The following is a 25,078-nucleotide window of genomic DNA, read 5'->3' as shown; positions in this document are numbered from 1 at the left end:
CGCTACGACCGGGCCGTGGGGCGCGCTTCTCCATTCCTGACCGGTCGTGTGTGGATCTTGGCGATGCAGGCCGGGATGGCGGCGCCCTCGTCATGATTCCGGGCCCGGTAGGCGCTCGGGCTCTCGCCGACCAGCTCGCTGAAGCGCGAGCTGAACGACCCCAGCGACGTACAGCCGACCGCGAAGCAGACCTCGGTCACCGAGAGGTCGCCGCGCCGCAGCAGCGCCTTGGCCCGCTCGATGCGGCGGGTCATCAGATAGCTGTACGGGGTCTCACCGTAGGCGGCGCGGAAGCTGCGGGAGAAATGGCCCGCCGACATCAGGGCGTCCCGCGCCAGCGCCGGGACGTCGAGCGGCTCGGCGTAGTCGCGGTCCATACGATCGCGGGCGCGCCGCAGCCGGACGAGGTCGTCGAGAGGCTGCCGTTTCACCCGGTCAGTTTCCCATGGCTGCGCCGGCCGCTCAGGGAAACCGGTGGACGAACCAGCCGGGAATGAAGGCGGCCAGACCGGTCAGGAATGGAGAAGCGCAGGCCACAGCGCCGCTCCTAGCCTGACGTCCATGGACATCACCCTTCACGCAAGCTTCCTCCCGCACACCGACCCGGATGCCTCCCTGGCCTTCTACCGTGACATCCTCGGCTTCGAGGTCCGCGCCGACGTCGGACAGGGCACGATGCGCTGGATAACGGTCGGCCCCAGCGAGCAGCCCGGCACGTCCATCGTCCTTGAGCCGCCGGCCATGGCCCCCGGAACCACCGACGACGAGCGCCGCACCATCACCGAGATGATGGCCAAGGGCACGTACGGCTTCATCACCCTGGCCACCCACGACCTCGACGGAACCTACGCCCGGCTGAAGGCCGGCGGCGCCGAGATCGTGCACGAACCGACCGAGCAGCCATGGGGCGTGCGTGACTGCGCCTTCCGCGATCCCGCGGGCAACATGGTCCGCATCAACGAGCTGAAATGAGCCGTCCGACAGTGATCCGCGACGGCCGCTGGCTGGTTTGCAGCGATCCGTTGCCGTGCACCGGGCCGACGAAGTAGAACCAGACGTACTGCCAGAAAGCCGATCAGATCGAGCCGGGCGACCATGACTGAGACCGCGCAGGCGGCCCCGCCCAGCAGAAGCCCCCTCAACAGAAGACGGAGTCACGATGAACAGGGCCACGAGCACGGGCACGCAGTCGCCTGCACCGCACGTCGCCGACAGCCACGATCTGATCCGCGTGCACGGCGCGCGCGAGAACAACCTCAAGGACGTCAGCGTCGAGCTCCCCAAGCGCCGGCTGACGGTGTTCACCGGCGTCTCGGGCTCGGGCAAGAGCTCGCTGGTGTTCGCCACGATCGCCGCCGAGTCGCAGCGGATGATCAACGAGACGTACAGCGCCTTCCTCCAGGGCTTCATGCCGAACCAGTCCCGGCCCGACGTCGACGTACTCGACGGGCTGACCACCGCGATCATCGTCGACCAGGAGCGGATGGGCGCCAACTCCCGCTCCACGGTCGGCACCGCGACCGACGCCAACGCGCTGCTGCGCATCCTGTTCAGCCGGCTCGGGAAGCCGCACATCGGCTCGCCCCAGGCGTTCTCGTTCAACGTCGCCTCGATCAGCGGGAAGGGCGCGGTCACGATCGAGACCAAGGCCGGCAAGTCCGTGGAGCGGCGGAGTTTCTCGATCACCGGCGGCATGTGCCCGAACTGCGAGGGCACTGGCCGGGTCACCGACTTCGACCTGACCGCGATGTACGACGACAGCAAGTCGCTGAGCCAAGGCCCGTTCACCGTTCCCGGTTACAGCGCCGACGGCTGGTACGGCCGTATCTACAGCGGCTGCGGCTTCTTCGACCCGGACAAGCCGATCCGCGAGTTCACCGAGCGCGAGCTGCACGACCTGCTCTACAAGGAGCCGACCAAGATCAAGGTCGATGGCATCAACCTGACGTACGAAGGTCTGATCCCGAAGCTTCAGAAGTCGATGCTGTCCAAGGACCGGGAGGCGATGCAGCCGCACATCCGGGCGTTCGTGGACCGGGCGGTCACCTTCACCGCCTGCCCCGAGTGCGGCGGCACGCGGCTCAGCGAGGCGGCCCGGTCGTCGAAGATCAAGGGGATCAGCATCGCCGACGCCTGCGCGATGCAGATCAGCGACCTGGCCAAATGGGTGGGCGGCCTCGACGAACCGTCGGTGGCGCCGCTGCTCGGCACACTGCGGCACACCCTCGACTCGTTCGTGGAGATCGGCCTCGGCTACCTCTCGCTCGACCGGCCGGCGGGCACGCTGTCGGGCGGCGAGGCCCAGCGTACGAAGATGATCCGCCACCTCGGCTCCTCGCTCACGGACGTCACGTACGTCTTCGACGAGCCCACCATCGGCCTGCACCCGCACGACATCCAGCGGATGAACAACCTGCTGCTGCGGCTGCGGGACAAGGGCAACACGGTGCTCGTCGTGGAGCACAAGCCGGAGACGATCGCGATCGCCGACCATGTCGTCGACCTCGGCCCCGGCGCCGGCACGGCGGGCGGCACCGTCTGCTTCGAGGGCACCGTCGAGGGGCTGCGGGGCAGCGGCACCATCACCGGCCGCCATCTCGACGACCGGGCCGCCCTCAAGGAGACCGTGCGCAAGCCCACCGGCACGCTGGAGATCCGCGGCGCGACGGCGAACAACCTGCGACACGTCGACGTCGACATCCCGCTCGGGGTGCTGACCGTCGTGACCGGTGTCGCCGGCTCCGGCAAGAGTTCGCTGGTGCACGGCTCGCTGTGTCAACAGCCGGGGGCCGCCGGCGCGGGGGTGGTGTCGATCGACCAGGGCGCGATCAAGGGCTCGCGACGCAGCAACCCGGCGACGTACACCGGACTGCTCGACCCGATCCGCAAGGCTTTCGCGAAGGCCAACGGCGTGAAGCCGGCGCTGTTCAGCTCCAACTCCGAGGGCGCGTGCCCCACGTGCAACGGCGCCGGCGTCATCTACACCGAGCTGGGAGTGATGGCCACCGTCGCCACCACCTGCGAGGAGTGCGAGGGGAAGCGGTTCCAGGCCTCGGTGCTCGAGTACCGCCTCGGCGGACGCGACATCAGCGAGGTGCTCGCGATGCCGGTGACCGAGGCCGAGGAGTTCTTCGCCACCGGCGAGGCACGCACGCCCGCCGCGCACAAGATCCTCGACCGCCTGGCCGACGTGGGCCTCGGCTACATCACCCTCGGCCAGCCGCTCACCACCCTGTCCGGCGGCGAGCGCCAGCGCCTCAAGCTGGCCACCCACATGTCCGAGAAGGGCGGCACCTACATCCTCGACGAGCCCACCACCGGCCTCCACCTCGCCGACGTCCAGCAGCTCCTCGGCCTCCTCGACCGCCTGGTCGACTCCGGCAAGTCGGTCATCGTCATCGAACACCACCAGGCGGTCATGGCCCACGCCGACTGGATCATCGACCTGGGCCCCGGCGCCGGCCACGACGGAGGCCGGGTCGTCTTCGAGGGCACCCCCGCCGAACTCGTCACCGCCCGCTCCACGCTCACCGGCGAGCACCTCGCGGAGTACGTCGGCAACTGAGGCGGTGCCCCCGCCGGATGCCTGCGTCGCGGGCGTCCGGCGAGGTGCTCGGCCGGCACACGCGGTACGGGAGACGGGCCCCGTCCGCCGGTGCCTTCCCGGTGGCGCGACGGTACGCGGTGCGGCTACGGAATGACCCTGAGGAGCCTGTTGGGTGAGCCCGTACCGGTGTTGCGCAGCACTCCCCTCGTCGCTCCGTTGACGAGGGCACTCTGCACGGTCGCGGGGCTCGCGGCGGGGTGGGAGGTGAGGTAGATGGCTGCGGCTCCGGCGACGTGGGGGGTGGCCATCGAGGTGCCGGAGAGCGTGGCTGTGGCGGTGTCGCTGGTGTGCCAGCCGGCCGGGATCGATGAGCCGGGGGCGAACAGGTCCAGCACGGAGCCGTAGTTGGAGTAGCCGGCCCGGTAGTCGGTACTGGTGCTCGCGCCGACAGTGATCGCGGCGCCCACCCGGGCCGGTGACGTATTGGCGGCGTTCACATTCGAGTTGCCGGCGGCGACGGCATAAGTGACGCCGGAGGCGATGGAATTGCTCACCGCGGTGTCGAGCGCGGTGCTGGCACCCCCGCCGAGCGACATGTTGGCGACCGCGGGACCCACGCGATGCGAAGTGACCCAGTCCACTCCCGCGATGACGCCCGCGATGGTTCCGGCCCCGCTGTTGTCGAGGACGCGTACCGCCACGATCCTGGTGGCCTTCGCCGCACCGTACGTGGTGCCGGCGACCGTCGTGGCGACATGGGTGCCGTGTCCGTTGCCGTCGGCGGCCACGTTGTCCCTGTCGACCGCGTCGTACCCGTACACGGCGCGCCCGACGACCTGCCGGTGCGTGATGCGCACGCCGGTGTCGATGACGTACACACTCGCACCGGAGCCGGCAGTGTTCGGGTAGGTGTACGTCCTGCTGAGCGGACGGTTGGCCTGGTCGATCCGGTCCAGTCCCCAAGGGGGGTTGGTCTGGGTCGCGTCGAGGCTGACCTTCTGGTTCTTCTCGACGAACGCGACGGCCGGATCCGTCGCGAGACTCCTGGCACCGGCCGAACTGACATGGACGGCGTAGCCGTTGACCGCCGAGTCGTAGGTTCTTTCGACGGAGGCGCCGTACTTTGCCGCGAACTGGCCGCCTTCCTTCGATGCCGCTCTGAATCCGGCGGACCGCTTGAGCAGGACGAGGTAACTGTTGTCAATGCCATGGGGGGAGTCCTCGTGCAGCACGCTTCCGACGGCCGGAGCCGCTTCGGCGGGCAGGACGGCACTGCCTCCCAGGGCGGCGGTCGCCACGACCGCGGTGATCGTGGCGATGACCCGGCGCCGGGTGGTGAAGATTTCGCGCATGCTGAAGACGGCCTTCCTCGGACGGGGCTGGAGTCGCTGCTACAGCTCTAGCGAGGATGGCGAAAATGCGAGTCTTATATGCGGTGTTGGCCGTTTTTCACCTTTACCAACACGTAATTACCCCACATGGGCGCATGTGCGCTGGTTCATATGGCGACATGACTGGTCACTCGTACGGTGTTACTGAGGTTTCCGGGTTGGCGTCGGGTGGGTTGGGCTTCCCAGGACTCCCCCGGCATGACGCCCGTCAACGGCCTTGACCGAGCCTCAACGGGCAGACAACCGAGGGCGCCCCTCCGGAGCCTCAAAACCTCCGCCGACCTGCAACAACCCTACTAGGGAAGGTTCCTGGCCATCACGATCCGCTGGACCTGATTCGTGCCCTCGTATATCTGCGTGATCTTGGCGTCCCGCATCATCCGCTCCACCGGATAGTCCCGCGTGTACCCGTACCCACCCAGCAGCTGCACCGCATCCGTCGTGACCTCCATCGCCACGTCCGAAGCGAAGCACTTCGCCGCCGCCCCCTGGAAGGTCAGGTCCCCTTCTCCACCTCCGGCGGCGACGCGCTCCGACTTCGCCGCCGCCGCGTACGTGAGTTGACGCGCGGCTTCGATCTTCATGGCCATGTCGGCGAGCATGAACTGGATGCCCTGGAAGTCGGCGATCGGCTTGCCGAACTGCTTGCGCTCCTGGACGTAGCCCTTGGCGTAGTCCAGAGCCCCCTGGGCGATGCCGAGGGCCTGGGCGGCGATCGTGATACGGGTGTGGTCCAGGGTCTTCATGGCAGTGGCGAAGCCCGTGCCCTCCTCGCCGATCATGCGGTCGGCGGGGATGCGGACGTTGTCCAGGTACACCTCGCGCGTCGGCGATCCCTTGATACCGAGCTTCTTCTCCGGCGCGCCGAAGGAGACACCCTCGTCCGACTTCTCGACCACGAACGCCGAGATGCCCTTCGAGCGCTTGGTGGGGTCGGTCACGGCCATCACCGTGTAGTACTCCGACTCGCCCGCGTTCGTGATCCAGCGCTTCACGCCGTTGAGGATGTACGAATCGCCGTCCCGCACCGCCTTCGTCTTCATGCCGGCCGCGTCCGAGCCCGCGTCCGGCTCGGAAAGGCAGTACGAGAACATCGCGTCGCCGGCGGCCAGCGGGCCCAGGTACTTCTTTTTGAGGTCCTCCGAGCCGGAGAGGATCACCGGGAGCGAGCCCAGCTTGTTCACGGCCGGTATCAGGGAGGAGGAAGCGCAGACGCGGGCCACCTCCTCGATCACGATCACGGTGGCCAGCGCGTCCGCGCCCGCGCCGCCGTAGTTCTCCGGTACGTGGACGGCGTGCAGGTCGGAGGCGACCAGGGCGTCCAGGGCCTCCTGCGGGAAGCGGGCCTCCTCGTCCACCACGGCGGCGTACGGCGCGATCTTCGCCTCGGCGAGGGCGCGGATCGTATCGCGGAGCATGTCGTGCTCCTCGGACGGGCGGTACAGGTCGAATTCAGCCGATCCGGCCAAGGTATCTCACGCTCCAAGGACGCTAATTACCGTTAAGTAACTCAAATTTTAGGGGCCTGCTCACGCTATCGATACGTGAGTTTGGCGACAGCGGGGATATCAGGAATCCGGGAACGGCAACGGAACGACAACGGGGGACGGCAACGCAGAGTTGCCCGACGAGCGGCAAGCCACCCCCGACTATGCTCAGGCAGCGCACCCGGCCCGCCGCCCTTCCGTCGCCCGACCACCACCCCTCAACGACGGCGCTAACGCGTCGGCACCTGATTACTGGAGCACCCATGGCCCTGAAGATCACCGTGATCGGCACCGGCTACCTCGGCGCCACGCACGCCGCGGCCATGGCCGAACTCGGCTTCGAGGTGCTCGGCCTCGATGTCGTTCCCGAGAAGATCGAGATGCTCCAGCGGGGCGAGGTCCCGATCTACGAACCCGGTCTGGAGGAGCTGCTGCGCAGGCATGTCGCCGGGATCGAGGGGGCCAGCGGGCGGCTTCGCTTCACCATGGACTGGGCCGAGGTCGCGGAGTTCGGTGACGTCCACTTCGTCTGCGTGAACACACCGCAGAAGCATGGCGAGTACGCCTGTGACATGTCGTACGTCGACGCCGCCTTCACCTCGCTCGCTCCGCATCTGAAGGGCCCTGCCCTGGTCGTCGGCAAGTCGACCGTGCCCGTCGGCTCCGCGGACCGGCTCGCTCGTACGCTGGCCGAGCTCGCGCCCGCCGGTGAGGACGCCGAACTCGCCTGGAACCCCGAGTTCCTGCGTGAGGGCCTCGCCGTCAAGGACACGCTGCACCCCGACCGGATCGTCGCCGGTGTGCGCAGCGAGCGCGCGGAGAAGCTGCTGCGTGAGGTGTACGCGACGCCGCTGGCCGAGGGCACGCCTTTCGTGGTGACGGACTTCCCGACCGCCGAGCTGGTGAAGACCTCGGCGAACTCGTTCCTCGCCACCAAGATCTCGTTCATCAACGCGATGGCCGAGGTGTGTGAGGCCTCGGACGGTGACGTCGCCAAGCTGGCGGAGGCGATCGGGTACGACGACCGGATCGGGAAGAAGTTCCTGCGCGCGGGGATCGGCTTCGGTGGCGGGTGCCTGCCGAAGGACATCAGGGCGTTCATGGCGCGGGCGGGCGAGTTGGGGGCCGATCAGGCGCTGACGTTCCTGCGCGAGATCGACTCCATCAACATGCGGCAGCGCGGGCAGATGGTGGAGCTGACACGTCAGGCGCTGGGGGGCGGCTCGTTCCTCGGGAAGCGGGTCGCGGTGCTGGGCGCCACGTTCAAGCCGGACTCGGACGACGTACGGGATTCGCCGGCGCTGAATGTCGCCGGGCAGATCCATCTTCAGGGCGGGCAGGTCACGGTGTACGACCCGAAGGGGATGGGGAACGCGCGGCGGCTCTTTCCGACGCTCGGGTACGCCGATTCCGCCGTCGAGGCCGTACGGGGCGCCGATGTCGTCCTGCATCTCACCGAGTGGCGTGAGTTCCGGGAGCTGGACCCGGCGGTGCTGGGCGGGGCCGTGTCGCGACGGGTACTGCTGGACGGGCGCAACGCACTGGATCCGGCGGTGTGGCGTGCGGCCGGCTGGACGTACCGGGCGATGGGCCGTCCGGCGGCTTGACCGTCCCCGCACGTTCGCCTGCCGGCCGGGCGGCTATCCGTCGCGCTCTGAGCACTCCGCGACCCGGGCCATCAACAGCCCCCGCTCCCGCTCATTGCGCGTGAGCGACGCCGCCCGCTCGAACTCGGCCCGCGCCTCGGCCATACGCCCCACGCGGGCCAGCAGGTCGCCGCGCACGCTGGGCAGCAAGTGGTAGTCACGCAGGGCGGGTTCGGCGGCCAGGGCGTCGACGATGGTGAGAGCCGGTTCGGGGCCCTCGGCCATGGAGACGGCGACCGCGCGGTTCAACTCGACGACGGGGGACGGGGTCCGGGCGGCGAGGAGACCGTACAGCGTGGCGATCCGGTTCCAGTCGGTCTCCTCGTACGTGTAGGCGTGGGCGTGGCACGCGGCGATGGCGGCCTGGAGGACGTACGGCCCCGGACCGCCGCCCGTGGCGACCGACTCGGCGCGGGCGAGGGCGGCGAAACCGCGGCGGATCAGCATGCGGTTCCAGCGGGCCCGGTTCTGGTCCTTGAGCAGCACCGGCTCGCCGGACGGCCCGGTACGCGCGGCCGAGCGCGACGCCTGGAGCTCCAACAGTGCGGCCAGGCCGTGCACTTCGGGTTCCTTCGGCATCAACTCGGCCAGTACGCGGGCGAGTCGCAGCGCGTCCTCGCAGAGCGCCGGGCGCAGCCAGTCGTCGCCGGCGGTGGCCGCGTATCCCTCGTTGAAGATCAGGTAGATGACCTCCAGTACGGACCCGAGCCGGGCCTCGCGCTCCGGCCCGTACGGCACCTCGAAGGCGACCCCTTTCGCGGCGAGCGTCCGCTTGGCGCGGACGATGCGCTGGGCGATCGTCGCCTCGGGGACGAGGGACGCGCGTGCGATCTCAGCGGTGGTCAGGCCGCCGAGCAGGCGCAGGGTGAGGGCGATGCGGGCCTCGGCGGAGAGCACGGGGTGGCAGGCCGTGAAGACCAGCCGCAGCAGGTCGTCGTCGATGTCGTCGGGGTCGGACGGTTCGTCGACGTGGCCCTGCGGCGCGGATGTCTCCAGGTCGCGGCCCATCTCCTCCAGCTTGCGGGCGTACCGTTCCCGCCGCCGTACGAGATCGATCGCCCGGTGCTTGGCCGTGGCCGTGAGCCAGGCCCCGGGATTGTCCGGCACACCGTCCCTGGGCCACTGCTCAAGGGCGGCGACCAGCGCGTCCTGCGCGAGCTCCTCCGCGATACCGACGTCCCGCACGATGCGGGCGACACCGGCGATGATGCGGGGCGACTCGATACGGAAGACGGTTTCGATGGTGCGCTGGGCAGCGCCTTCAGCGGCCCCGCCCAGTGCCGGGCCTGCGGGGTCTGTCGGCTGGTCTGGCTTCTGCTCCGACGGCTCTGCTCTCACGCCACACCATCAGACACCCACAGGGCCGCACAGCCAAGCTCAGGCAGACGGGATGGATCTTGGTTCCTCACCGCCGCCCGCCGAACTCCCAGTCGTGGACCTCGATATCGGCGTACCGGTCCGAGGTCAGGACGGCGCGTGCCGCGTCCGGGTCCGGGGCCCGGACCAGTGCCGCCGTGCCCAGCCAGGTGGTGCCGTCGTCGGACAGCAGGGGCCCGTACGCGATCAACTCGTCCTGGTCGGGCGGGACAAGGAGGTCGGCGGGCCGGCCCGAGCCGAGGCCGAGCACCAGGTAGTGGTTACCGCCGGCGCGGCCGCCGGGGAATTCCCACATCGTGCGGCCCAGCAGGTTGCGCCACCGGCGCAGCAGTACGTCCCGGTACGCGCCCGCCTGGTAGCCGGGCTCGTCGAAGGCGAACGCGCGGGCGGCGGCGGGATCCGGCAGATCCACTATGTGCACGCTGCCGGTGGGCGTTTCGCCGTCGTCGGTGAGGGTCGGGCCGCGGGCGATCAGCTGCGACGCGTACCCGTCCATGTACGACCAGTGGTCTTCCAGCAGTTCATGGCGCAGCTTGAGGGAGTCGGGCCGGTCACGGTGGTAGCAGAAGAACTCCATGTCCGCAGACTCTCCCGGACCTGAGACGGCACTTCAACGGACTTTGGGACCATGGAGTTCACGCCAGGAGGTCACCTCAGCGATTCCCACAGCTCCCCCGCCTCCGGCTCGTCCGCGACCACCCGGTTGCGGTCGAAGGGCGCCGGGAGTACCGGCATCGTCACCGTTCTGGTGTCCGTCGAGGAGAGGCCCTGGAGGCTGCGGCCCAGGCTCATCAGCTCGGTCAGGGAGTCGAGGCCCGTGTCCGTGGTGAGGCTGTCGGTGAGGGTGTCGGCGACGTTGTAGAGCTTCGCGGGGTTGGTGAGGAGGTCGGTGGCGGAGACCTGGTCGAGCAGGGCCTTGACCAGGGTTTGCTGGAGGCCTATGCGGCCCAGGTCGCTGCCGTCGCCTATGCCGTGGCGGGTGCGGGCGAGGGCGAGGGCCTCCTCGCCGTCGAGGTGGTGGGTGCCCGCCTCCAGTTCGAGATGACTGTCCTCGTCGGAGATGTCCTCGTCCGTCGTCACCGTGACGCCGCCGAGCGCGTCCACCAGATCCGCGAAGCCGGCGAAGTCGATCTCTATGTAGTGGTCCATGCGGACGTTCGTCATGGACTCCACCGTCTTGACCGCGCAGACCGGACCGCCCACGGAGTACGCGCTGTTGAACATCGCGTTGTACGCCACCGACGTCGAACCGCCCGATTCCCGCGGGCAGGCCGGGCGCGTGACGAGCGTGTCGCGCGGGATGCTCACGATCGTCGCGCCCGTACGGCCCTCGTCGATGTGGACGACCATCGCCGTGTCGGAACGGGCGCCGGAGCTCTCGCCGCCCCCGCCGAGCGTGGCGTTGCGTTCGCCGCTGCGCGAGTCCGAGCCGAGGACCAGGATGTTCAGCGCGCCGCTCGGGAGCGGGGAGGCGGAGCCGTCCGGCGTCACCATCGCGCGCGCGGGGCGATCGTCACCGAGCGCGCTGTTGATGTCGACGCTGTCGATGTTGCGGTTCAGGTGCCAGTACGCCCATGCCGCCCCGGCGAGCGAGAGGGTGAGCACGCAACCGAACGCGATACCCGTGGCCTTGAGCAGCCGTGAGCGCCGGTCGGCACTTCCGGCACTGTCGGCACCGTGGCTCACGGCGCCGCCGTGTTCGCCGCCGTTCTTCTCGTCCTCAGTCCCGCGTTCGCCGTCTCCGTTCACAGGAAGGAACATAAGTCCGAATTATTACGGGCAGAAACCCCTTACGGATTTTACTGAGGAAACTCTCATATTTCGTTGAGTTTCTCTCTGGCTTTCGAAAATTTCGACACACCCCCGGCACGCCGCCGGAACACGCCCTCGCCTACGCCGAAGGCGCACCCGTACTGCTCCGCACCACCAGACTCGTCGCCAGTTCCACCCGCGTCGCCGTCGTCGGCCGCTCCCCGCGCCCCAGGTCGAGGACGAGCCGGGCCGCCGCCTCGGCCATCTCCATGAGCGGCTGGCGCACGGTGGTCAGCGGTGGGCCCACCCAGCGGGCCACCGGCAGGTCGTCGAAGCCGACGATGCTGAGGTCCTCGGGCACGCGCAGCCCCAGCTCACGGGCGGCCTCGTACAGCCCGAGGGCTTGGAGGTCGTTTCCCGCGAAGACGGCAGTCGGCCGGTCGGGCAGCTTCAGCAGTTCGAGCCCGCAGCGGTAGCCGGCCTCGTGGTGGAAGTCGCCCGTGCGGATCAGCGAGGGGTCGACGGGCAGCCCGGCCGTCTCCAGCGCGGCCCGGTAGCCGTCGAGACGCGCCCGGCTGCACATCATCCGTGAAGGCCCGCTGATCACCCCGATCCGCTGGTGGCCGAGGTCCACGAGATGGCGGGTGGCGGCAAGGCCGCCCTGCCAGTTGGTGGCCCCGACGGACGGCACGTCGTCGCCCGGGTCGCCCGCCGGGTCCATCACCACGAACGGGATGGAGCGGCTGGTCAGCAGCGCCCGCTGGGACTCGTCGAGCCCGCTCAGTACGAGCACGACACCGTGCGGCCGACGGGCCGCGACCTGGTCCGCCCAGGTACGTCCCGGGGTGAGGCGGCCCGCACTCTCGGAGAGCACCACGCTCAGACCCTCGTCCCGCGCGACGTTCTCGACACCCCGGATGACCTCCATGGCCCAAGCGCTCTCCAGCTCGTGAAAGACCAGGTCGATCAAGGGTGAACGGGACGCCTCGGCCCGGCGTCGCCGATAACCGTGGTGGCGCAGCAGCTCCTCGACGCGACTACGAGTCGCCGGGGCCACATCGGCACGGCCGTTGAGCACCTTCGAAACAGTCGGAGCCGAGACTCCCGCCTCGCGGGCGATTTCGGCGAGCGTCGCGGACCGGGCCACGGCGGGATTCGGGTGAGTCATGAGCGCGATCGTATCCCTGCGCACCCTCCTGACGAAGCCCTTTGACGGCTACGCGTTCTCGGAACATTCGAAGTACAATTCGAAACATTCGGATACCCACGGATGAGGCGGCGGCCGAGCCCTCGACGGCCATGTCTCGCCCCTCCTCTCTCCCGCCGGGAACACGCCTCCCCCGAGAACGCGGGCAGGACGAGCCAGAACAGGGAAAAACGAGGCACAGCGCGGCCCTCTCACTTCACCCGTACATCGCACCGCATCCGCCGCTCCCGGCCCACGACCCGCTCCGGCCCGGTCAGCGTGACGGGCACCGCATGCCGCACATCTCCCTCGGCGCAGGACGCGGCCAACCGCAGCTCCAGCTCTCCGGGTTCCACGATCCGGTTGCCGTCCGGCCCCGTGTACGCGGCCAGGTCCGCCGGAAACGTGAAGTGGACCTCCGCCGACTCCCCCGCCTCCAGCGGCACCCGCGCATAGCCCACCAGTCGGGCCACCGGGCGGGCCACTTTGCCGACCGGGTCGTGGAGATAGAGCTGGACGACCTCCGCGCCGGGCCGCTTCCCGGTGTTGCGCACCGTCAGACGCAGCGTGGTCTCGCCGTCCGTCGGGAACGCGTCGGCGTCGACCGCCGGCTCCTGCCAGTCGTACGTGGTGTAGGACAGCCCATGTCCGAACGGGAACAGGGGCGTGGGGTCGAGGCTGCTGGCCTCTGCGCGTTGTCCGAGCGGCGGGGCGAGGTACGTCCAGGGTTGCCCAGCGGGATCGCGCGGCACGCTCACGGGGAGCCTCCCGGACGGGTTGACGCGGCCCGACAGTACGCCCGCCGCCGCGGGCCCTCCCTCCTCGCCGGGGAAAAACGCCTGAACCACCGCGCCGCACCGGTCCGCCCAGCGTCCGAGTGCATAGGGGCGGCCCGAGAGCACGACCAGGACGACCGGCGTTTCGGATGCCAGCGCCTTGTCCAGCAACGCGCCCTGCGCGTCGGGAAGTTCGAGGTCCGCGGCATCGCAGCCCTCACCCGAGGTGCCGCGCCCGAACAGCCCCGACCGGTCGCCGACCGCGACCACACACAGCTCGGCCGCCACCGGATCGTCCACGAATTCCACGTCCGGCAGCTCCGCGCGCAGCGCTTCGAGCAGCGTCGGCACGGCGACCCCCATCGGGACCTCGGGGTGGTCCAGGAGAACGTGGCGGGGGAACGTGTAACAGCCGAGCATGGCCGCCGGGTCGTCGGCGAGCGGGCCGACAACCGCGATCCGCCGCGCTTCGGGGGCGAGCGGCAGCGTGCCGTCGTTGGACAGCAGGACGACCGACTCCTCCGCCAACCGCCGTGCCAGTAGCCGCATGTGGGGTGGATCGAGATCGACCGGAGCCGATGATGCCGCGGGCGGCGCCCAGTCGGGATCCAGCAGCCCCAACTCGCACTTCTGCGTCAGAACGCGCAGCGCCGCCCGGTCCACCAGCTCCTCGTCGAGGGGCCCCGCCCCCAGGCACCGAACCGCCGGCAGTTCCACGTCCACTCCCGCCGCGAGCGCGAGCGCCGCCGCTCCCGCCGGGGAGTCCACGAGTTGGTGCGCCGTCTCCAGGAAGGACACGCCGAAGTAGTCGGAGACGACGGTTCCCGTGAAATCCCAGTCGTCCCGGAGGAGTTCGGTGAGCAGCTGACGGTGCGCGTGCGCGGGCAACCCGTCGATGTCGTTGTACGCCGCCATCACGGACCGCGCGCCACCGTCCCGCAAGGCCATCTCGAACGGCGGCAGGATGACGTCCGCCAGTTCGCGCGGGCCGATCGACGCGGGCGCGTGGTTGCGGGCACCGCGCGAGGCGGAGTACCCGGCGAAGTGCTTGAGCGTGGCGACGATGCCCGCCTCCTCAAGGCCCTGTACGTACGCGGTGCCGACGGTCGCCACGAGGTAGGGGTCCTCGCTGATCGACTCCTCCGTGCGGCCCCAGCGCGGATCCCGTACGACGTCGAGAACGGGAGCCAGCCCCTGATGTGCGCCGACCGACCTCATCGAGGCCCCGATCGCCGACGCCATCTCCTTCACCAGCGCCGGGTGAAAACTCGCACCCCAGGCGAGCGGCGTGGGAAAGATCGTGGCCTGCCAGGCCGTGAAGCCGGTGAGGCACTCTTCGTGCGCGAGGGCCGGCAGCCGGAAGCGGTTCGCGCCGCGGACGCGTTCCTGGAGGGAGGCCAGACGGGCGACGCCCTCGGCCGGTTCGACCGGTGACGTGCCGAAGGGGCGGGTCAGCTGGCCGAGGCCGTGGGGGAGCAGCTCGGTGAGGTCCACGTCCTCGGACAGGGCGTGCTGCAGCGGCGCCATGTCCCCGCCCGGGGTCTCGTCCGAGCCGGGCCAGACGCCGTAGAGCTGCGCGATCTTCTCCTGCGGGGTCATGCGGGCGAGCAGATCGGCGGCGCGGACGCCTGCGGGCAGAGCGGGGTCCTGCCAAGGGGGGATCATGTAACTCCTCACATCCGTAAGGGGATCTAGGGGATTCGTCCGCCAGGGTTCGGGTCAGCCCTTGGTCGCGCCGAGTGTGATGCCGCCGATCAGCTGGCGTTCGGCGACCGCGTAGAAGGCCAGGGCGGGTGCCATGGCGAGGACCAGGTACGCGAAGATGCGGGCCACATCGGAGGCGTACTGACCCTGGAACTGCTGGATGCCGACCGGGATCGTCCACCAGGTGGGTTCGCTGAAGACGAGCAGCGGGAGCAGGAAGTTGTTCCAGCTCCCCACGATGGCGAGGACGGAGACAGTGCCGAGCGCCGGGCGTGCCAGCGGCAGCAGGATGCGCCAGAAGAAACCGAAGGACGAGCATCCGTCGATCGTCGCGGCCTCCTCCAGTTCCCCGGGTATCTCCCGGAAGAAGCCGCGCAGGATGACGATCGTCAGGGGCAGCCCGAAGGCCGCCTGGGGCAGGATCACGCCCCACGGGTTGTCGAGGAGCCCGAAAGAGCGCAGCAGGATGAACAGCGGCAGGATCGCCACCGCGAAGGGGAACATCAGCCCCATCGTGAAGAGGGTGAACAGCAACTCCCGTCCCCGGAAGGCGAACCGGGCCAGCGCGTACGCGGCGAGCGCCGCCGCCCCCACCGTCAGCAGGGCGGTGGCCAGAGCGATCACGGTGCTGCTGCCGACGGCCCGCCAGAACGCGCCCGAGCCGAGCAGTGACGTGTAGTTCGAGGTCACCCACGGGTCCGGAAGGCCGAAGGTGTTGCGGGAGAGCTGGTCGGTCGATTTGAAACCGGAGACGAGGGCGTACAGGAGTGGAGTGACCATGAACACTCCGACCAGCCACAGGACCACGTACACGGGGGCGGCTCGGAGCCTCCGGCGGCGTACGACGCTCCTCGGCACGCTCGTCTTCGGCGTGCCGGTCTTTCGGGTGCTCGCCTTTCGCGCGCTCGTCTTCGCAACCGCGCTCATCGGTTACCTCGCATGGTGGTGATGGCTCCTTCGGTGTCGCGGCGCAGCACGAAGCGCTGGTAGGCGAGGGCGAAGACGAGGCTGATCAGGAACATCGCCACGCTGATGGCGCTGGCGTAGCCCATCTGGTAGCGCTTGAAGCCGTACTGGAAGAGGCTGATGACCATGGTCTCGGAGGCGTGGTCGGGACCGCCCGCCGTGATCACCCACACCAGGTCGAAGAGCTGGATGGCGCCGATCACGGCCAGGAAGACGCTGATGCGGAGCGTCGGCGCGAGCAGCGGCAGCGTGATGTGGCGGAAGCGCTGCCAGGTGCTCGCCCCGTCGATGCGCGCCGCCTCGTGCAGCTCGGCCGGGATGCCCTGCAGGCCCGCCAGGTAGAGCATCATGTGGAAGCCGAAGTACTTCCACGTCATCACGAGGAACAGCGTGGGCAGCACGGTGTCCTGGCCTGCGAACCAGTCTCCGCCCAGCCCGGTGAGCCCGACCGCGTCGAGGACCTTGTCGGCGAGCCCCTCGTCCGGCGCGAAGATCATGCTGAACAGCACGCCGGTGATGACCTCGGACAGGATGTACGGCGCGAAGAACAGCATCCGGTAGACGGCCCGGCCGCGCAGCCTCTGGTTGAGCAGCACGGCCATGGCGAGCGCGAACGGCAGCTGGAGGACGATGGAGAACGCGATGAGCAGGAATCCGCGCCACAGGTCACCCAGGAAGACCGGGTCGTCGAAGAGCCGGGTGTAGTTGTCGAACCCCACGCTGTCCGTGGGCGTCCCGAATCCGCCCCAGTCGAAGAAGCTGATGTAGAACGCGTAGCCCATCGGCACCAGCACGAGCAGGCCGAACAGGACGAGGGCCGGGATGGTGAAGACGATGGCCCCCAGCCAGGCGCGCAGGCGGTGCAGGGCGGGCGGCCGGGTCGCCGGGACGGGTGAGCCGGGCGCCGGACCAGGGGACTTGCCGAGGCCCGGCGCGTACGTCGATGTCGATGTGGTCGAGTGAGTCATCGACGGCCGCTAGCCCTCGCTCTTGGCGACCTGCGTGACCGAACGCGTCACCTGCTCGGGCGACTTGGAGCCCGCGATGAGCGCGGCGACGCTGTCGTTGATCTCCTGACCGACCGCGGGGGCGTAGGCCTGGTCGAGGTAGAGCTGGAAGCCGGTGGCGTCGCCGAGCGCGGCCGAGACGGCAATGAGGTTGGGGTCCGTCAACGCACCCTGCGCGGCCTTGGACACCGGCACAAGACCGGTCTCCTTGACGAGCTTCTCCGCGAACTCCTTCTCCGCGAAGAACTTCAGGAACTCCACCGCGGCGTCCGGCGCCCCCTTGCGCACCGCGTGGCCGTTGCTCCCGCCGAACACCTCGGTGAGCGCTCCCTTGCCGCCCTCCACGGCGGGGAAGGAGAAGAAGCCGAGGTCCTTGCCGAGGCCCTTGCCCGCATCCGCCTGGACGACCGGCGCCCACTGTCCCATCAGCTCCATGGCCGCCTTGCCGTTGCCCACCGCGGCCGCCTCACCGGTGGGCGTGGAGTAGGCGGCGCCGAGGAAGCCCTTCTGGAAGGGTTTCAGGGCGACAAGTTCCTCGACGTGCGCGCCGGCCTTGACGAAGTCCTCGCCGGTGAAGTCGGCATCGTCCGCGGCCTTCTGCATCGCGTCGAGCCCGGCGACCCGCATCGAGAGGTACGCCCAGTAGTACATGCCCGGCCACTTCTCCTTGCCGGCCAGCGCGATGGGCGTGATCCCCTCGTCCTTGAGGGCCTTGACGGCGTCGAGGTAGCCGGACCAGGTGGTGGGCGGTGTGTCGATGCCGGCCTGTTTGAAGAGCGCCTTGTTGTACCAGAAGCCGACCATGCCGACGTCGAAGGGGACGGCGTACATCTTGTCGTCCAACCGGAACGGCGCCACCGAGGCAGGCAGGAAGTCCTTCGTCCAGGAGGAGACCTTGTCCGTCAGGTCCTCGACCAGACCGGCGTCGATCTGCTGCTCGAGCACACCGCCGCCCCAGGTGTGGAAGATGTCCGGCAGCTTCCCCGAGGCGGTCTGCGCGGTCATCTTGGACTTGTACGCCTCGTTCTCCAGCGTCACGATCTTGATCTTCACGTCGGGATGCGCGGCCTCGAACTCCTTGGCCCGCTGGGCCCACAGCTTCTTCGCGGGCTGGGTGGTGGTGATGTTCCACCACTCGATCTCCGTCTTGCCGGAGCTGTTCCCGCCGTCCGAGGAACCGCACGCGCTCAGGGCGGCCGCCCCCAGGCCGGTCGCCGCGGAGGCCGCCAGGAACCCGCGGCGGGAGAGTGAGGTGTTGCCCAACGCTCGCATCGCACACCTTCCGGAAGAGAGCCCGAAAATTATCGGTCAGGTGCGCACGGAAGTTACGGGCGCGGCGACGGGTATGTCAACGCTCCTGACAAATATCGGAATTATCGAGACCCGGGGGGCGAGACCGGGGAGATCGGCAGGCGCCCCAGGTTCGTCAGGAACGTCGGAGATGCCGGGCGAACGGCGCCGTGCTCGCCCGTACGACAAGCTCGGTGGCGAGCTCGACCCTCGGGGACACGGGCTCCTCGCCCGCGGCGAGCCGCAGCACCGTACGGGTCGCCAACTTGCCCATCTCCGCGAGAGGTTGACGCACGGTCGTGAGAGGCGGCGCCGACCAGCGGACCTCCGGCAGGTCGTCGAACCCCACGACGCTCAGGTCCTCCGGCACCCGGAGCCCGCGGCGTCGCAACGCCTCGATCGCGCCGAGCGCCATCTGGTCGCTCGCGGCGAACAGGGCGGTGGGCGGCTCGTCCAGGTCGAGCAGGGCGTTGCAGCCGTCGAAGCCGGACGCGTGGTAGAAGTCGCCCGGCACGATCAACGCGTCGTCGACCGCGATGTCCGCGCCTTCGAGAGCCGCGCGGTAGCCGTCGAGCCGGGCCCGCGAGCACAGCAACCGCTGGGGCCCGGCGACGAGGCCGATCCTGCGGTGGCCCAGGCCGAGCAGGTGTTCCGTCGCGGCCATGCCGCCCGCCCAGTTGGCCGCGCCGACGGTCGGCGCGTCCAGGGAGGGCGAACCCGCCGGGTCGACGACGACGAGCGGGACACCGAGCCGCCGCAGTTCCTCGTGCATACGGGGTTCGAGGACGGAGGTCACGAGGATCACACCGTCCGACGCGCGGGTGCGCAGATTGGTCATCCACTGCCGCGCCGAGCCCGACGCGCCGTGGATGGCGGACACGACCGTGCCCACACCCGAGGCGTGCGCGACTTCCTCCACCCCCCGGATGATCTCCACGGCCCAAGGGCTGTCGAGGTCGTTGAAGACCAGGTCGATGAGAACCGCCCGGCCGCCCGGCGGGGAGGACTTGCGCTGGTAGCCGTGGTGTCTGAGCAGGTCCTCGATCCGGGCCCGGGTTTCCGGCGACACGTCGGAGCGGCCGTTGACGACACGCGACACAGTGGGCACCGAGACCCCGGCCTGCCGGGCGATCTCGGTGATGGTCACCTTGCTCTTGGTGCTCTCCCGGGCCACGCGCCCACCTCCGTTGCCGAAATCTTGCAGCAGTCTTCCGGAAAACCCGGGTCGGCGTGAAGGCTACAGGGGCCCGGGGTGGCCTGTGTCAGTCCGCCCGGGCGGCGGCGTGTGCGACGAAGACAGACACTCCACGGCCAAGGAGGCCCCAACCGGGTCGCTGTCCCGACGGCTGTCCCGACGGCGGTCGGACGATCACCATCGGCCCTGATCGGCACCCACCGAATCGAACCGCCACCTGTGCACCCCCCGCGTCACCAACTCCCCGTCCGGCTCAGGCAGTTCGGGAAGGTCGGCGTCGTACGGAGCATCCCACCAGGTGATGACCAGGACGCGGTCCTGCGGTGCCCGGAAGGTCTCCCGGCGCAGGGGCCTCACGGTGAGGTCCTGCGCCCGGACCCAGGCCAGAAGCTCCTCGCCCCGGCCTGCCACCGCCCGCGCCTCCCACATCAACGCGACCGTCACGAGTACAGGTTCTCCTTGCTCACCGCATGCACGTGATCATGCGTGTGCCCAGGGACGTGCGGCTCCGTCACCGGCAGCGAGGAGTCCGCCGACAGATCCCAGTCGGAGGCGGCCCGGTTCCGCGCCACCATCTCCGCGCCGAGCGCCGCCACCATCGCCCCGTTGTCCGTGCACAACTTCGGCCGAGGTACGCGCAGTTGGAGCCCGGCAGCCTCGCAGCGCTCCTGCGCGAGTGCCCGCAGCCGCGAGTTGGCCGCGACACCTCCGCCGATCATCAGATGCTCGACACCCTCGTCCTTGCACGCCCGCACGGCCTTACGCGTCAGCACATCCACCACCGCCTCCTGGAAGGAGGCCGCCACATCCCGCACCGGAACCTCCTCACCTGCCGCCCGCTTGGCCTCGATCCAGCGCGCCACGGCCGTCTTCAGCCCCGAGAAGGAGAAGTCGTACGCCGCATCGCGCGGCCCGGTCAGCCCGCGCGGGAACGCGATCGCCTCCGGGTCGCCCTCGCGCGCGTACCGGTCGATGACCGGACCGCCCGGGAACCCCAGATCCAGCACCCGCGCGATCTTGTCGAAGGCCTCGCCCGCCGCGTCGTCGATGGTCGCGCCCAGAGGCCGTACGTCGGAGGTGACGTCCGAGGAGAGCAGCAGAGACGAGTGGCCGCCGGACACCAGCAACGCCATGGTCGGCTCCGGCAGCGCCCCATGTTCCAGCTGGTCGACGCAAATGTGCGAGGCCAGGTGATTGACGCCGTACAACGGCTTGCCCAGCGCGTAGGCGTACGCCTTCGCCGCCGAAACACCCACGAGCAGCGCGCCCGCGAGCCCCGGACCGGCCGTGACGGCGATCCCGTCCAGGTCCCTCGCGCTCACCCCCGCCTGCTTCAGCGCCCGGTCGATGGTCGGCACCATCGCCTCCAGGTGCGCGCGGGACGCGACCTCCGGTACGACGCCGCCGAAGCGCGCGTGCTCGTCGACGCTCGACGCGACCGCGTCCGCCAGCAGGGTGTTGCCGCGGACGATGCCGACGCCGGTCTCGTCGCAGGAGGTCTCGATGCCGAGTACGAGAGGCTCGTCGCGTGAGTCAGCCATGGGTCTCGGTTCCTTGCACTGAGGTTGAGGGATCTTGCAGGCGCATCACGAGCGCGTCGACGTTGCCCGGCTGGTAGTAACCGCGCCGGAAGCCGATCGGCTCGAAGCCGAAGCGCTCGTACAGCTTCTGGGCGCGGATGTTGTCGATCCGGCACTCGAGCATCACCTCGGCACACTCGAAGGCGGTCGCGGCCCGCAGCAGCTCGGTCAGTATCAGCGCACCGACTCCGGTACCCCACTGATCACGAGCGACGGCGATGGTCTGTACGTCGCCCACATCCGCTGAGGCGGCGAGTCCCCCGTACCCGACGATCCGATCGCCGGCTTCCGCCACGACATACCGCTTCGTCGCCGTCGGCCCCCGGGAATGGGCCAGTTCGGACCAGAACATGCCCCTCGACCAGGCGTCCTCCGGGAAGAGGGCCTTCTCCAGCTCCAGTACGGGATCGATGTCCCACCAGCGCATCTCGCGCAGCACGGGAGTCACTTGGGGGTGACCACCTTGTAGTTCTTGGGCACCTGGGCGTCGGGGCGGCGCAGATAGAGCGGCCGGGGGGCGGGGAGTTCCTCGCCCTTCGCCAGCTTCTCGGCCGCAAGGGAGGCGAGCGCCGACGCCGAGACGTTCTCGGGCTCGTACACGTCCGGGAAGGTGTCGGGGTAGAGCAGCGCCCCCGCGCCGACCGAGGGCAGACCGGCGACCGCGTCGGCGATCTCGGCGGGCCGGTCCACGGCGGGCCCGCTGACGCGCGTACGGGAATCGGCGTACCGCGCCCAGTAGACCTCTTTGCGCCGCGCGTCGGTCGCCACGACGAAGGGGCCCTGCATGTCGGCCGCGTACGCGAGTCCGTCGAGCGTGCACAGTCCGTACACGGGAACGCCCAGCGCGAGCCCGAAGGTGTCGGCGGTCATCAGGCCGACCCGCAGCCCCGTGTACGGGCCGGGTCCCACGCCCGCGACGATGCCGGTGACGGCGTCGAGCCGCAGCCCGGCCTCGGTGAGCACCCGGTCGACGGCGGGCAGCAACAACTCTCCGTGCCGACGCGCGTCCACCTGACTCGACGAGGCGACGACGGACGTCCCGTCATGCAGGGCGACGGTGACGGCGGGAGTGGCGGTATCCAGAGCGAGCAAGAGCACGCGAACAGCCTACGGCTCCCGAGGCGAAGGCACCGTCGCCCAGGTCCCACGTGCCCCTGCTGCTACCGTCACCTCAACTGTCACATTGACACGTATGTCGTACGAGAGGTGGGCCCCAAGGTGGCTAGGAGCAGCTCGGGATTCGTGGCCGGGCTCACCGTGGCGGCGATCGCCGCAGTCGGCTTCCTCGCCTATCAGGCGTCCGCCAACGTGCCGGACACACTGGGCGCACCGGCTCGGCCCGCGTCGTCTCCCACGGCCTCCGCCCCGTCCCCGCGCGCCGAGTCGAACGCGGCGGCGCTGCCCGGCCGGTCCGGCACCGGCCGCCGGGTCGTGTACTCGGTGCAGGCCGACCGGGTCTGGCTGGTCGCCGCGAACGACAAGGTGCGCCGCACCTTCGCGGTCACCCCCGGCACGGTCGCCCCCGCGCCCGACACGTACGCCGTCACCTCTCGCTCCGGCTCCATCACCGGCTCCGACGGCGTGGCCGTCGAACACGTGGTCCGCTTCGCGAACGTGGACGGCACGACGATCGGCTTCAGCGCGGCGGTGGACGGGTCGACCTCCGCCCCCGACCCCGGGAAGAAGCTGGGCGGGATTCGGGAATCCCGGGCGGACGGGGACGCGATGTGGGAGTTCGCGACGGTCGGCACGAAGGTTGTCGTGGTGGCGTAGCACCTCCCCCACGGCGGCATGGGGGACCGCGCCCTTCGGGGGCGCGGGGAACTGCGCGACAAGCCACAACGGACCCGCAGCCGCGATACGACGTGTCACCCCCCTTGCGGGGGTCTGGGACGTAGCCCCAGTTTCGGGAAGGGGCGGGGCTGGGGAAAGAAACCCCTGCTTACGCAGCCTCGCGATGCTGTCGCCCCTCCGCCACGGGCGCCCGCGGCGCAGGCGCCGGGTCCCGCGGCGGCGTAGACACAACGCGGGCGGCGGCGCAAGCCGCGAGCAGCTCGCGCACCGAAACCACGCCGGCTTCCGCAGGAACTACCGCGTCACGATCCGAAGTCGACATGGCCGCCTCCTGGGGCTCCGGGAGCAGACGTAGTTAGGTAACCCTAACCAACACCGGTACCCATCTGAACACGCCGAAGCCACCCCACGCAACCTCTTGCCGACGCCATGTCGGAACGTTACGAAACCCGGCCCTCAAGGCTCGCCTCAAGCCGAGAGCACACTCAGGTCCACGGCCACCCACCGCTCCCCCACCCCGCGGAGCACCACATGCCGGACCTCGTCCGTGGTGTCCCCCACCGCCCGGTGGATGAACACATGCAGCCGTTCCTCGGTCAGCTCCTCGACCTTCCCCTCGCCCCACTCCACGACGATCACCGAATCGGTCAGCGAGACATCGAGGTCGAGATCCTCCATCTCGTCCAGCCCGCCACCCAGGCGGTACGCGTCGACGTGGACGAGTGGCGGCCCGTCACCGAGAGACGGATGCACACGGGCGATCACGAAGGTGGGGGACGTGACCGCACCCCGTACGCCCAGCCCCTCGCCGAGCCCACGGGTCAACGTCGTCTTGCCCGCGCCCAGCTCCCCGGTGAGCATCACCAGGTCACCGGGGCGCAGCAGCTTGGCCAGGCGGCGGCCCAACTCCTGCATCTGTTCGGGGGAGTTGACGGTGAGCCGGGCGGTGACACCATCGGGCGCCGAGAGGTGCGACGTTGCGCGTTCTTTCATCGTCACTCACTTGCAGTAGTACTGTGGTCACGTCCCGCAAGGGGCTGGTCCGGGCTGGACCGCAGCCGAAGGCTGGAAGCCGCCTCCGTCAGGAGGTAGCGGAGTCACAGCCCCCCACGTTAGCGGTGGTGGGCATCGCCCCCGTTCGGGCGAGCAGATCAGCGAGGCGGTCGGTGACGACTGCCGGGTGCTCCAGCATCACCAGGTGCCCGGCGTCCGGCACCAGTACCAACTCCGCCTCCGGCAAGACGTCCGCGATCGCCTCGCTGTGCTCGCTCGGCGTGACGAGGTCCTTGACGCCGGACAACACGAGGACGGGCAGTTCGGCGAAGTACGCCAGCGCCTCCGTCTTGTCGTGGTCGGTGAACGCCGGATAGAACTCGGCGACCACATCGATCGGCGTGCCCTCGATCAGCCGCTCGGCGAACCGCGCGACCGCCGGGTCGACGTCCCTGGAAGCGAACGAGTACCGCTTGATGATCCCGGCGAACAGGTCGGCCGTGGCCCGCCGCCCCTTCTCCACCAGCTCGGCCCGCTGCCCCAGCGCCTTCAGTACGCCGGGCAGCACGCGCCGCACCGCGTTGACCCCCGCAACCGGAAGCCCGAAGTTGACCTCGCCGAGGTTCCCCGACGACGTACCGACGAGCCCGACACCGACCACCCGCTCACGGATGAGGTCGGGGTACTGGTCGGCAAGCGCCATCACCGTCATTCCGCCCATCGAGTGCCCGATGAGCACGAGCGGACCCTCCGGTGCGGCCGCGTCGATCACGGCTTTCAGATCGCGGCCGAGCTGATCGATGTCGAGCGGCACACCGCCCTGGACCTGTGCCACACCGCGTCCGGAGCGGCCGTGGCTGCGCTGGTCCCAGTGGACTGTGCGTACGACACCGCGCAGGGCGGCGCGTTGGAAGTGCCAGGAGTCCTGGCTGAGGCAGTAACCGTGGCTGAAGACGACGGTGACGGGAGCCGGGGCCTTGCGGCCGAACAGTCTGCGGCGGCGAGGGGTGAGCGTGGCGTCCTGCTCCACGTCGTCGATCTCGTAGTAGATCTCCGTGCCGTCGTCCGCGGTCGCCGTGCCGGGCATGCCGCGCAGCGCGCCGTACGGACCTGCCGAGTCGAGGGCGAGCCGGGCCTTCTTGCGCATGCCGCGGCCGACGGTGAGCCGCTCGATCGCGACTCCGGCGGCGGCGCCTGCGGCGACGACGCCTATCGCGGTGCCGACGATGCCCGCCCTACGCCAGTTCCCGGCGCTCCCCGCGGCGGAGGCCACCGAGGCGACGGCCTCCGCCCTGCTCTCGCTCACGTACCGCTCCTCTTCGCAGGTGTGTGGTCCGGGGGCCGTCCCCCGAAGGCTGCGTACCCGTCTCGTGTGTCATTCACCTGG

General features: G+C 69.6%; 23 protein-coding genes. 5 read left to right on the top strand and 18 right to left on the bottom strand.

Translation table 11 applies throughout. The features are described from left to right. Nucleotides 1–2: 2 nt before the first annotated feature. Entirely contained in the window at nt 3–377 is a 375-nt protein-coding gene (locus ACFYO0_RS44310; protein WP_388687659.1) for a helix-turn-helix transcriptional regulator, read from the bottom strand. Nucleotides 378–561: 184 nt separating this feature from the next. Between ACFYO0_RS44310 and ACFYO0_RS44305 the strand changes: the two genes are divergently transcribed. Beyond that, nucleotides 562–972, top strand: a complete 411-nt coding sequence (locus ACFYO0_RS44305; RefSeq protein WP_388687595.1) for a VOC family protein — start codon at nt 562–564, stop codon at nt 970–972. Between the two features lie 187 nt (nt 973–1,159). Beyond that, nucleotides 1,160–3,565, top strand: a complete 2,406-nt coding sequence (locus tag ACFYO0_RS44300) for an ATP-binding cassette domain-containing protein (RefSeq protein ID WP_388687593.1) — start codon at nt 1,160–1,162, stop codon at nt 3,563–3,565. 125 nt (nt 3,566–3,690) lie between these two features. Here the strand turns inward: ACFYO0_RS44300 and ACFYO0_RS44295 are convergent, their stop codons facing one another. Then, the gene (locus ACFYO0_RS44295; RefSeq protein WP_388687591.1) at nt 3,691–4,899 is read right to left on the bottom strand and encodes a S8 family peptidase; all 1,209 of its coding nucleotides are present in this window, start codon (nt 4,897–4,899) and stop codon (nt 3,691–3,693) included. A 335-nt stretch (nt 4,900–5,234) separates the two neighbouring features. Next, the gene (locus ACFYO0_RS44290; RefSeq protein WP_388687589.1) at nt 5,235–6,407 is read right to left on the bottom strand and encodes an acyl-CoA dehydrogenase family protein; all 1,173 of its coding nucleotides are present in this window, start codon (nt 6,405–6,407) and stop codon (nt 5,235–5,237) included. A gap of 281 nt (nt 6,408–6,688) precedes the next feature. Between ACFYO0_RS44290 and ACFYO0_RS44285 the strand changes: the two genes are divergently transcribed. Next, a complete protein-coding gene (locus ACFYO0_RS44285) occupies nt 6,689–8,032 on the top strand; it encodes a UDP-glucose dehydrogenase family protein (protein ID WP_388687587.1) in 1,344 nt (447 codons plus the stop codon). 33 nt (nt 8,033–8,065) lie between these two features. Here ACFYO0_RS44285 and ACFYO0_RS44280 read toward each other — a convergent pair whose 3' ends face one another. The 6 genes from ACFYO0_RS44280 to ACFYO0_RS44255 all read right to left on the bottom strand — a co-directional run bounded on the left by ACFYO0_RS44280 (nt 8,066) and on the right by ACFYO0_RS44255 (nt 15,646). Beyond that, nucleotides 8,066–9,349, bottom strand: coding sequence for an RNA polymerase sigma factor (locus ACFYO0_RS44280; protein WP_388687656.1), 1,284 nt, complete (start codon nt 9,347–9,349; stop codon nt 8,066–8,068). A gap of 127 nt (nt 9,350–9,476) precedes the next feature. Further along, on the bottom strand, nt 9,477–10,025 hold the full coding sequence (locus ACFYO0_RS44275) for a YciI family protein (protein WP_388687585.1): 549 nt from the start codon (nt 10,023–10,025) through the stop codon (nt 9,477–9,479). A 71-nt stretch (nt 10,026–10,096) separates the two neighbouring features. Continuing rightward, on the bottom strand, nt 10,097–11,209 hold the full coding sequence (locus ACFYO0_RS44270) for an LCP family protein (protein ID WP_388687583.1): 1,113 nt from the start codon (nt 11,207–11,209) through the stop codon (nt 10,097–10,099). A gap of 130 nt (nt 11,210–11,339) precedes the next feature. Further along, entirely contained in the window at nt 11,340–12,368 is a 1,029-nt protein-coding gene (locus ACFYO0_RS44265; RefSeq protein ID WP_388687582.1) for a LacI family DNA-binding transcriptional regulator, read from the bottom strand. Between the two features lie 230 nt (nt 12,369–12,598). Beyond that, entirely contained in the window at nt 12,599–14,827 is a 2,229-nt protein-coding gene (locus ACFYO0_RS44260; RefSeq protein ID WP_388687580.1) for a glycoside hydrolase family 3 N-terminal domain-containing protein, read from the bottom strand. Nucleotides 14,828–14,881: 54 nt separating this feature from the next. Next, the gene (locus ACFYO0_RS44255; RefSeq protein WP_388687578.1) at nt 14,882–15,646 is read right to left on the bottom strand and encodes a carbohydrate ABC transporter permease; all 765 of its coding nucleotides are present in this window, start codon (nt 15,644–15,646) and stop codon (nt 14,882–14,884) included. Between ACFYO0_RS44255 and ACFYO0_RS44250 the strand changes: the two genes are divergently transcribed. Beyond that, on the top strand, nt 15,645–15,815 hold the full coding sequence (locus ACFYO0_RS44250) for a hypothetical protein (protein WP_388687576.1): 171 nt from the start codon (nt 15,645–15,647) through the stop codon (nt 15,813–15,815). The genes ACFYO0_RS44255 and ACFYO0_RS44250 overlap by 2 nt on opposite strands. On the opposite strand, the gene ACFYO0_RS44245 is transcribed toward ACFYO0_RS44250, so the two are convergent. From ACFYO0_RS44245 to tsaB, 7 genes are all read right to left on the bottom strand, one after another. Then, nucleotides 15,790–16,800, bottom strand: a complete 1,011-nt coding sequence (locus tag ACFYO0_RS44245; protein WP_388687574.1) for a carbohydrate ABC transporter permease — start codon at nt 16,798–16,800, stop codon at nt 15,790–15,792. The genes ACFYO0_RS44250 and ACFYO0_RS44245 overlap by 26 nt on opposite strands. 9 nt (nt 16,801–16,809) lie before the next feature. Next, nucleotides 16,810–18,102: an extracellular solute-binding protein gene (locus ACFYO0_RS44240; RefSeq protein ID WP_388687654.1), complete on the bottom strand. Its 1,293-nt coding sequence runs from the start codon at nt 18,100–18,102 to the stop codon at nt 16,810–16,812. Between the two features lie 163 nt (nt 18,103–18,265). Then, nucleotides 18,266–19,303 carry a LacI family DNA-binding transcriptional regulator gene (locus ACFYO0_RS44235; protein WP_388687572.1) on the bottom strand — a complete coding sequence of 346 codons (1,038 nt, stop codon included), beginning with the start codon at nt 19,301–19,303 and terminating at the stop codon, nt 18,266–18,268. Nucleotides 19,304–19,498: 195 nt separating this feature from the next. After that, entirely contained in the window at nt 19,499–19,768 is a 270-nt protein-coding gene (locus ACFYO0_RS44230) for a hypothetical protein (protein ID WP_388687570.1), read from the bottom strand. Beyond that, a complete protein-coding gene (gene tsaD / locus ACFYO0_RS44225; protein WP_388687569.1) occupies nt 19,765–20,865 on the bottom strand; it encodes a tRNA (adenosine(37)-N6)-threonylcarbamoyltransferase complex transferase subunit TsaD in 1,101 nt (366 codons plus the stop codon). Before tsaD ends, ACFYO0_RS44230 begins: the two co-directional genes overlap by 4 nt. Further along, a complete protein-coding gene (gene rimI, locus ACFYO0_RS44220; protein WP_388687653.1) occupies nt 20,858–21,331 on the bottom strand; it encodes a ribosomal protein S18-alanine N-acetyltransferase in 474 nt (157 codons plus the stop codon). The genes tsaD and rimI overlap by 8 nt, the downstream gene beginning before the upstream one ends. A gap of 17 nt (nt 21,332–21,348) precedes the next feature. Beyond that, entirely contained in the window at nt 21,349–22,002 is a 654-nt protein-coding gene (gene tsaB, locus ACFYO0_RS44215) for a tRNA (adenosine(37)-N6)-threonylcarbamoyltransferase complex dimerization subunit type 1 TsaB (RefSeq protein ID WP_388687567.1), read from the bottom strand. Between the two features lie 120 nt (nt 22,003–22,122). Between tsaB and ACFYO0_RS44210 the strand changes: the two genes are divergently transcribed. Beyond that, complete coding sequence (locus tag ACFYO0_RS44210) at nt 22,123–22,677, top strand: hypothetical protein (RefSeq protein ID WP_388687565.1); 555 nt, start codon at nt 22,123–22,125, stop codon at nt 22,675–22,677. Nucleotides 22,678–23,166: 489 nt separating this feature from the next. On the opposite strand, the gene tsaE is transcribed toward ACFYO0_RS44210, so the two are convergent. Both tsaE and ACFYO0_RS44200 read right to left on the bottom strand, forming a co-directional pair. After that, entirely contained in the window at nt 23,167–23,691 is a 525-nt protein-coding gene (gene tsaE / locus ACFYO0_RS44205) for a tRNA (adenosine(37)-N6)-threonylcarbamoyltransferase complex ATPase subunit type 1 TsaE (RefSeq protein ID WP_388687563.1), read from the bottom strand. An 88-nt stretch (nt 23,692–23,779) separates the two neighbouring features. Next, nucleotides 23,780–24,997, bottom strand: a complete 1,218-nt coding sequence (locus ACFYO0_RS44200; RefSeq protein ID WP_388687561.1) for an alpha/beta fold hydrolase — start codon at nt 24,995–24,997, stop codon at nt 23,780–23,782. Nucleotides 24,998–25,078: the final 81 nt, after the last annotated feature.

Source organism: Streptomyces sp. NPDC006365 (genome assembly GCF_042870755.1).
Classification (GTDB): domain Bacteria; phylum Actinomycetota; class Actinomycetes; order Streptomycetales; family Streptomycetaceae; genus Streptomyces; species Streptomyces xiangluensis.
The sequence above is the reverse complement of the archived record's forward strand: the minus strand, read 5'-3'. Positions and strand labels throughout refer to the sequence as shown.